Origin of the sequence: Flavobacterium caeni, from assembly GCF_900101895.1 — a bacterium.
GTDB lineage: Bacteria > Bacteroidota > Bacteroidia > Flavobacteriales > Flavobacteriaceae > Flavobacterium > Flavobacterium caeni.
In genome coordinates, this window is sequence record NZ_FMVF01000036.1 from 1 (window position 1) to 7484 (window position 7484).

10 protein-coding genes and 1 pseudogene are annotated in these 7484 nt (G+C 32.7%); all 11 read left to right on the forward strand.

Translation table 11 applies throughout. The features are described from left to right. Positions 1-294: IS30 family transposase (locus BLP55_RS15960; protein WP_139149783.1), on the forward strand; the 294-nt coding region annotated here is incomplete at its 5' end. 94 nt (positions 295-388) lie between these two features. Beyond that, positions 389-1744, forward strand: a complete 1356-nt coding sequence (xseA, locus tag BLP55_RS15965; RefSeq protein WP_211516843.1) for an exodeoxyribonuclease VII large subunit — start codon at positions 389-391, stop codon at positions 1742-1744. Continuing rightward, positions 1737-1931, forward strand: a complete 195-nt coding sequence (xseB, locus tag BLP55_RS15970) for an exodeoxyribonuclease VII small subunit (protein WP_170826900.1) — start codon at positions 1737-1739, stop codon at positions 1929-1931. Before xseA ends, xseB begins: the two co-directional genes overlap by 8 nt. A 164-nt stretch (positions 1932-2095) precedes the next feature. Further along, entirely contained in the window at positions 2096-2302 is a 207-nt protein-coding gene (locus tag BLP55_RS16880; protein WP_069797536.1) for a hypothetical protein, read from the forward strand. Beyond that, the gene (locus BLP55_RS15975) at positions 2299-2793 is read left to right on the forward strand and encodes a peroxiredoxin family protein (RefSeq protein WP_028123737.1); all 495 of its coding nucleotides are present in this window, start codon (positions 2299-2301) and stop codon (positions 2791-2793) included. The genes BLP55_RS16880 and BLP55_RS15975 overlap by 4 nt, the downstream gene beginning before the upstream one ends. 7 nt (positions 2794-2800) lie before the next feature. Next, positions 2801-3772 carry a peptide-methionine (S)-S-oxide reductase MsrA gene (msrA, locus tag BLP55_RS17365; RefSeq protein ID WP_069797541.1) on the forward strand — a complete coding sequence of 324 codons (972 nt, stop codon included), beginning with the start codon at positions 2801-2803 and terminating at the stop codon, positions 3770-3772. 46 nt (positions 3773-3818) lie between these two features. Next, the gene (locus BLP55_RS15985; RefSeq protein WP_069797534.1) at positions 3819-4538 is read left to right on the forward strand and encodes a hypothetical protein; all 720 of its coding nucleotides are present in this window, start codon (positions 3819-3821) and stop codon (positions 4536-4538) included. A 2-nt stretch (positions 4539-4540) separates the two neighbouring features. After that, the gene (locus BLP55_RS15990; RefSeq protein WP_028123739.1) at positions 4541-4942 is read left to right on the forward strand and encodes an OsmC family protein; all 402 of its coding nucleotides are present in this window, start codon (positions 4541-4543) and stop codon (positions 4940-4942) included. 170 nt (positions 4943-5112) lie between these two features. After that, positions 5113-6081: a hypothetical protein gene (locus BLP55_RS15995; RefSeq protein WP_091147148.1), complete on the forward strand. Its 969-nt coding sequence runs from the start codon at positions 5113-5115 to the stop codon at positions 6079-6081. A gap of 153 nt (positions 6082-6234) precedes the next feature. Continuing rightward, complete coding sequence (locus BLP55_RS16000; protein ID WP_091147151.1) at positions 6235-7011, forward strand: hypothetical protein; 777 nt, start codon at positions 6235-6237, stop codon at positions 7009-7011. A gap of 211 nt (positions 7012-7222) precedes the next feature. Continuing rightward, a pseudogene (locus BLP55_RS16005) lies at positions 7223-7484 on the forward strand (Fic family protein); the annotation flags it as partial.

Genomic DNA, 7484 nt, shown 5'->3' on the forward strand with positions numbered 1-7484 from the left:
AACGGCATGGAAATGGCCAACCACAAATGGCTCGAAAACAACACCGGTATGAACATCTATTTCGCCAATCCATACTCGTCGTGGGAACGCGGGACAAACGAAAACACCAATGGATTAATCAGACGGTTTTTTCCGAAGAAAACAGACTTCTCAAATGTGTCCAAAGAGCAGCTCCTGGAAGCACAAAACAAGCTCAACAACAGGCCCAGAAAAGTACTCGGTTTTCTAACCCCAAACGAGATGATGAAACGCGAAAGAAAAAAGATCGAGAATAAAAAAATTAAACTAATTTAGATTTTTATTAAATGACCTTTGTTGCATTAAGGTCTTGAATCCACGACATCTATAAATGTCCGAAATTTTAAATGACAGAAAAATTTTTAGCCTTTTGGAAGTTACCAAAAGTGTTCAAAAGACAATTTCTGAAAGGTACAGAAGTTCTTTTTGGGTAAAGGCTGAAATGAATAAACTCAATCATTATAGTCATTCAGGACATTGTTATCCAGAATTGGTTGAAAAGTTTGAAGGTAAAGTAATTGCCCAGATAAAGTCAAATCTATGGCGAGACGATTATAACAATATTAATAGAAATTTTATCCGCACATTAAAAGAACCGTTGAAAGACGGAATTAAGATATTATTTTTAGCTAAGATAAGTTTTGATCCAGTCTACGGTATTTCGCTACAAATAATTGATATTGATCCTAGTTTCACTTTAGGAGATTTAGAAAAAGAGAAACAAGAAACAATTGAAAAGCTGAATGCAGAAAAAATATTCTCATTGAATAAAACTCGTAAATTACCCTTACTTCCTAAACGTATTGCTATAATTTCAGTTGAAACTAGTAAAGGTTATGCAGACTTCTTGAAAGTTTTAGAGGAAAACTCATGGAATTATAAATTTTTCCACTATCTGTTTCCTTCATTACTCCAAGGTGAAAAAGCCATTCCTGGAATTATCACTCAATTAAAGAGAATTGAAAAAGTAATCCACCATTTTGATGTCGTTGCAATAATTCGCGGAGGCGGAGGCGACGTCGGTCTTTCGTGCTATAACGATTTTGAATTATCAAAAGCTATCGCCACTTTCCCAATTCCTATAATTACAGGAATTGGTCATGCAACAAATGAAACTGTTTCTGAAATGGTTTCCTATCAAAATGCTATCACACCAACAAAAATCGCCGAGTTTTTAATTCAAAAATTCCATAATTTTTCTGTGCCTGTTGAACGAGCTAAAGATTTGATTATAGACAAATCTAAACGAATTCTTAGCGAAGAAAAAACAAGAGTCCAATCTGAAGCAAAGTTATTTCGATCAGTTACCGAAACTATTATTCTTAAAAATAGAAACGAAGTAGAGAATGCTAAAAAATTAATAAGTCAACATTCGCAATTCATGTTAAAGACAAATATTGGTTACGTAAACTATTACAATGATCAAGTTTTTAAATCTTCTATTTTCAAATTAAAACAAAATGCGTTAATTCTTGAGCAATTAAAGGTTAATTTACAAATACAAACCACTAACACGTTCAAGCAAGATCGATTAAACATCAATAATCTAGAACGAAATTTGCTAATTTTAGATCCAATAAACATCTTAAAAAGAGGTTTCAGCATTACTCTACACAATGGTAAAGCTGTAAAAGATATTTCTGAAGTTTCTGAAGGAGATTTAATAGAAACTAAAGTTTTTAATGGTAAAATTTCAAGTATTGTAAAAAACAAAAATAATGGATAACGAAAATTACGCAACTGCATTTGAAGAATTAAAAACGATTGTTTCAGAGATCGAGCAAGGTGAAATTTCTGTTGATCAACTTTCAGAAAAAGTAAAAAGAGCAACTCAGTTGATAAAAATTTGCAAAGCCAAATTGAGCTCAACAGAAGAAGATGTAAATAAAATTTTAAAAGAGTTAGAAAGTTAAACGGCTACTAACCCTCGCTAACCAAAATCGCGGGTTTTCGGTAGCCGGAAGTTGTGGTTTCACGAAGAAACATTATCTTCGACAGAGAGAACTCGGCTCGCTTTGACCGCGACTTCGGTTAGCGAGATAACGTTAGTGGCAATGCCAAGCCAAAACAAGGAACAATGAAACCTGAATTGAAAAGGATAAGAAAAGTAGAATATGATATAGATCCAAATAGATACGAATTACGTAGTGGAAGCGAAACAAATGCTCCATTGTGTCCATATGGAAACATTTACAAATGGGTAGTATTTGACTTAAAAGCAAATGAATATGTTAGATTTGCGAAATCTGTGTTTAAATTACTTATAAATAAAAATGGTAAATGAATAATAAAAAATATGGTATAGAGGGATTTGATGCCCCAGAACTGGAAAAATTTAAATGGATTGATGCAAATGGAAAAGATACTGAACCTATACAATTATCTAATTTTAAAGGAAAGTTTATTGTTTTGTATTGTTTTCAAAGTTGGTGTCCTGGCTGTCATAAAATAGGCTTGCCTTCGTTACAACAAATGGTCACTGCATTAAAAAACAACCAAGCTATTAAATTCTTTGCTATTCAATCAGTGTTTGAAGGTAAAAATCAAAATACTTTTGAAAAGCTAAAAGAAACACAAAAGCAGTATAAGTTGGAAATTCCTTTTGGACAAGATGAAGGAGATGAAAGCACGCAAAATATTTCAACAGTAATGTATCATTATAGAACAGGAGGAACTCCTTGGTTTATTTTTATAAACCAAGAAGGAAAAGTAGTATTCAATGATTTTCATTTGAATACCGAAAAAGCAATTGAATTTTTACAAACAATTAAATAAATTTTATATGCAAAAATGGATAGATGTAATAAGATTAGCCAATAATGGCAATCTTAACCCAGACCAAAGAATAGAAAAATCGGAAGAGGAATGGAAATCACTTCTTACCGAAGAACAATTTTACGTAACTCGTAAAAAAGGAACAGAAAGAGCTCATAGCTCCGAAATGTGCAATTTGTTTGAACCCGGCAAATATGCCTGTGTTTGTTGTAACACTGTACTTTTTGACAGCGAAGAAAAATTTCAAAGTGGAACTGGGTGGCCTAGTTTTACACAGCCGATAAAAGAGAATACAATCAATTATATCAAAGATGTTACGTTTGGTATGTATCGAATAGAGACAACTTGTAGCACTTGTGATGCTCATTTAGGTCACGTGTTTCAAGATGGTCCTATGCCAAGTGGATTGAGATTTTGCATAAATGCTGTTGCTCTGAAAAAAGTAAAATCTGATGAGAAAAAAGTTACATTTGGTGGTGGTTGTTTTTGGTGCACAGAAGCTATGTTTCAGCAATTAAAAGGAGTTGTAAATGTAGAGAGTGGTTATAGTGGTGGTGAAATTATAAATCCTACATATAGAGAAGTCTGTTCTGGAACTACTGGTCACGCTGAAGTAATTGAAATTACTTATTTACCTTCTGAAATTAGCTTTGAAGATTTAGTGAAAATCCATTTAACTACTCACAATCCTACGACTATAAATAAACAAGGTGCTGATAGAGGAACACAATATCGTAGCATTATTTTTTACAGAACAGACGATGAAAAAATGCAAGCATTAAAGGTCATTGAAGATGTTCAATCTGCCTACGATGATATGATAGTAACAGAAGTGAAAATGTTTGAACATTTCCATAAGGCAGAAGCCAATCACCAAGACTATTACAATCGCAATAGCGAAACTGGTTATTGTATGGCAGTAATAAATCCAAAATTAGCAAAATTAAAATCGCTTTATCAGGATAAACTAAAGAAATAATGGACGAAGACATAAATTTTTAATGAAGCAATTTAAAAAATAAAGAATGAAAAATAGTCTTGATAAAAATGCAAAATGGCTCTTGCTTTTTGGTATTTTATTAACATTTTTATTTCCATTACTACTTCCATTGCTCAATAAAACAGGCATTGGTAATTTTGGCGTTGTTGGCGATGCGATTGGCGGTATAACAAATCCTATTTCTCAACTCATTGGCTCTATACTTCTATATTTAGCGTTAAAAGCTCAACTTTCAGCAAATGGCATAGTGCAAAATCAAATAGAAAAAGACAATATAAAGGAAGAACAACAACACAAAACAGAACAAATACGGACTTTTTATTCTTTCTTTCAAGAAACAATAAAAAATTTCAGTTATGAGTTTTCTGATGCAAATGGAAAACAACTGTTGTATGGAAAAAGAGCCATAAAATGTTTCTTAAATGATTTGGAACAAATGAAAGTAGATATTCATAATACAGATGATGTACTTATGTATGATGGAGTAAGAGAATTATTAAGTATTTTGAAAAGTGCAGAAGAATTATTCAATCGCATTGATACTATTTCTTCAAAATCACAACATATTTTATTTTATAGAAATCTTTTGCAACACGAATTATTATTCAATATTTTTCCTTATCAAGACCTTGATGACGATATTAATATTAAAACTGGAAAATGCACTATTTGTGCAGATGCACATTCATATTATCCTCCTATTATATTTGATAAAATTAAACTTTTAGAATCTAAATTTATATAAAAATGGCAACAGTAATTAAAATTAAAAACATTGAAGAAGGCTTCCAAAGTATTATCACTAATGGTAAGCACACCATTATTGGTGACGAACCTATCACAAGTAAAGGAACAGATTTAGGTTTAGCACCCTCAGAACTTGTTTTAAGCGGTTTGGCAATGTGCAAAGTCGGAACTGTCCGTTTTATTGCTCGCAAAAACAACTGGGAGATAGAGAATGTAACAGCCGAACTAGTGCAAGAAGTAGCAAGAGGGGAAGGAGGGCTAAAAACCACTATTCAAATTAAAATGATTATTGAAGGTAATCTTTCCGAAGAGCAGAAAGAAGAATTGATAAAACAAGCCGACCGTTGTTATATCCACCGTTTGTTAAATAGCGAATGGGATATAATGCCTATAACGCTTTAAATCAAATGCACTGCCACTAACAGCCGGTAAGCAAAATTGCCGGGATTTCGGTAGCCGGAAGTTGTTATTTCACGAAGAAACATTATCTTCGGCAGAGAGAACTCTGCTTCGCTTGGGTCGGCAACTTCGCTTACCGGCGAAACGTTAGCGGTAACTTAAAAAGCAAAAACATGGATTACATTTCATTAATTCTAACAATTATTTTCGGCGTTCCTGGGCTAATAATATATTTAAGAAGTCGAAAAACAAAATTGTTTTATGTTGAGGAAAGGCAAATTAATCTCCAAGAAGATCTTCTCAAAAATTTCAACAATTTAAAAATCACATATGATGATACGGAAATTAATAGCAAAATTTCCTATATAAAAGGTAGTATAATTTGCTATGGAGATAAAGATTTAACAGACGATAATAATGAAATTGAAATTGCCGTACATGATTATAACTGGCTTAACTTTAAAATTACTAGAGAGAGTAAAGGCTTAAATATAGACGCGAACGTAACCAAGGAAAAAATTTTACTGAACTTCGGGCTTCTTAAAAGTAAAGAATTTTTTGAGTTTGAAGGTTTAGTTGAAAAAAGTAGTTCCGACAACACTCAAAGTTTTAAATTGAATTTTTTTCATAGAATCGCTAACCTACCAGAAATAAAACAGATAAAAGGCGACGATATCAAAAACGCTTCTCGATCAATATTATATTCACTTGTAATGGCCGGCTTTTCATTGTTTTTCATTCATGACATTGTGAATGTAGATAAATACGACTTGGCTGGCTTCAATTCTCAAACTGGAAAAAACATTGAATACACTAAAACTTCTTTGTCGCAATCTTATCGAAAAGCAGAAGACTTCGTAAAAAACAACTATTATGGCATAGAATTGATGTTTGGGAGAAAAAGTAAAGAATTTAAAATTGTATTTGACGAAAGAATTCTTGACTCTAAATTAAATTTCCAAAGGATAAAGAAAACTGAACGAGTATATTTTGCAAAGGATGTAGGGATGGTAGACTACTTTTTTTTAATATTTATGGCGTTAATTTTTGTAGTTTCACTTCTCCTTCTGTTTGCTAATTTAATTGCTATAAATCAAAAAAAATTGACAAATTTTCTAGAAGCTACCGCTAACCCTCGCTAAGTCGCGATTGCGGGGATTTTGGTAGCCGGAAGTTGTTCGTTCACGAAGAAAATTCTATCTTGGCAGAGAGAACTCAGTTCGCTTTGACCCGCAACCGCGCTTAGCGAGCTAACGTTATGAGCAAGTTTTTAGGAAGCCGCGTAATAAACGACAATGAAAAAAATACTGCTAATTTTAATTTTTCTTACGGCATTTGACAGTTTTGCTCAAATCGCTAATTTTTCTCATGCGCTTAAAATTGAACATACTTATGGCGATGAAAGTTACGCCGTTGAAGAAATTGTCTTTAAGAATGTTAAGGGAAAGGTTTACGGAACGATTTCTAATCCGGATACAAACGCGTTATTATCTTCAACCACCTTATTAAGTAATTCTGATGTCGAAATCTTGAACGCATTTTTAGAATTAGCAAAAAATTACAAAAAAGATTGTTCCGAAGAATTTACAAGCTCATACGTTCAATACTATGTGATTGAAGTTGACGGTGAGAAAATTGTAGTCCGCAAGTTTTGTGATTGGGGAGGTTATACTTTTTTTGACATTAAAGAAAACATATTCAAAAAATATCTAAGTGAACTCGAGAATAAAAAAAATGAACTAAACGTTCAATTCTCAAAATTGCTTACTGGAAAATGGGATGAAAATTTACAAATTGACAAACTTCCAATCGACTCAATAGCGTTACTAAAAAAGGTTTTGAAAGTAAAAAATAAAGCTAAAGGATATTTGGAATTTAAATCTAATGGAAAAGCGATTATACATCGAGGCAAAAAGAAAGTTCATTATGAATATAAAATTGATAAACTTTCTTCCAAAGAATATTTGTGGTTATTTGGCGAAAATAAAAAAGGCGCGAAAGAATTTATCTATTCTCATCGGTATCAGATTATTTCTATAGGTGAAACAGAAATTAAATTAGTTAGATCATAACAAAACCAGCTCATAACCCTCGCTAAGTCGCGATTGCGGAGATTTCGGTAGCAGGAAATTGTTCGTTCACGAAGAAAATTCTATCTTGGCAGAGAGAACTCAGTTCGCGCTGACGCGACCACGCAAATGCGCGAAACGTTATTTGCAATAGCCGAGAACTAACGTAACACAAAAACGACTATCTTTGATAGCATCAAATGATAGCATCAAAATGAAACCCCCTTACGACCTGAATCAAAATATTTTAGAATTAATTACTGCAATATCTGAAATGATTGGAGAAGTCAATGCAAATTATCTCAATAAGCAATCTCCAACGCTACGCAAACAAAACAAAATCAAAACCATTCATTCTTCACTTCAAATCGAGGGAAATACATTAAGCGAGGAGCAAATCACAGCGCTTATCGAAAATAAAAAAGTAATCGGTCCTGAGAAAGATATTATTGAAGTCCTGAACGCGATTAAGGTTT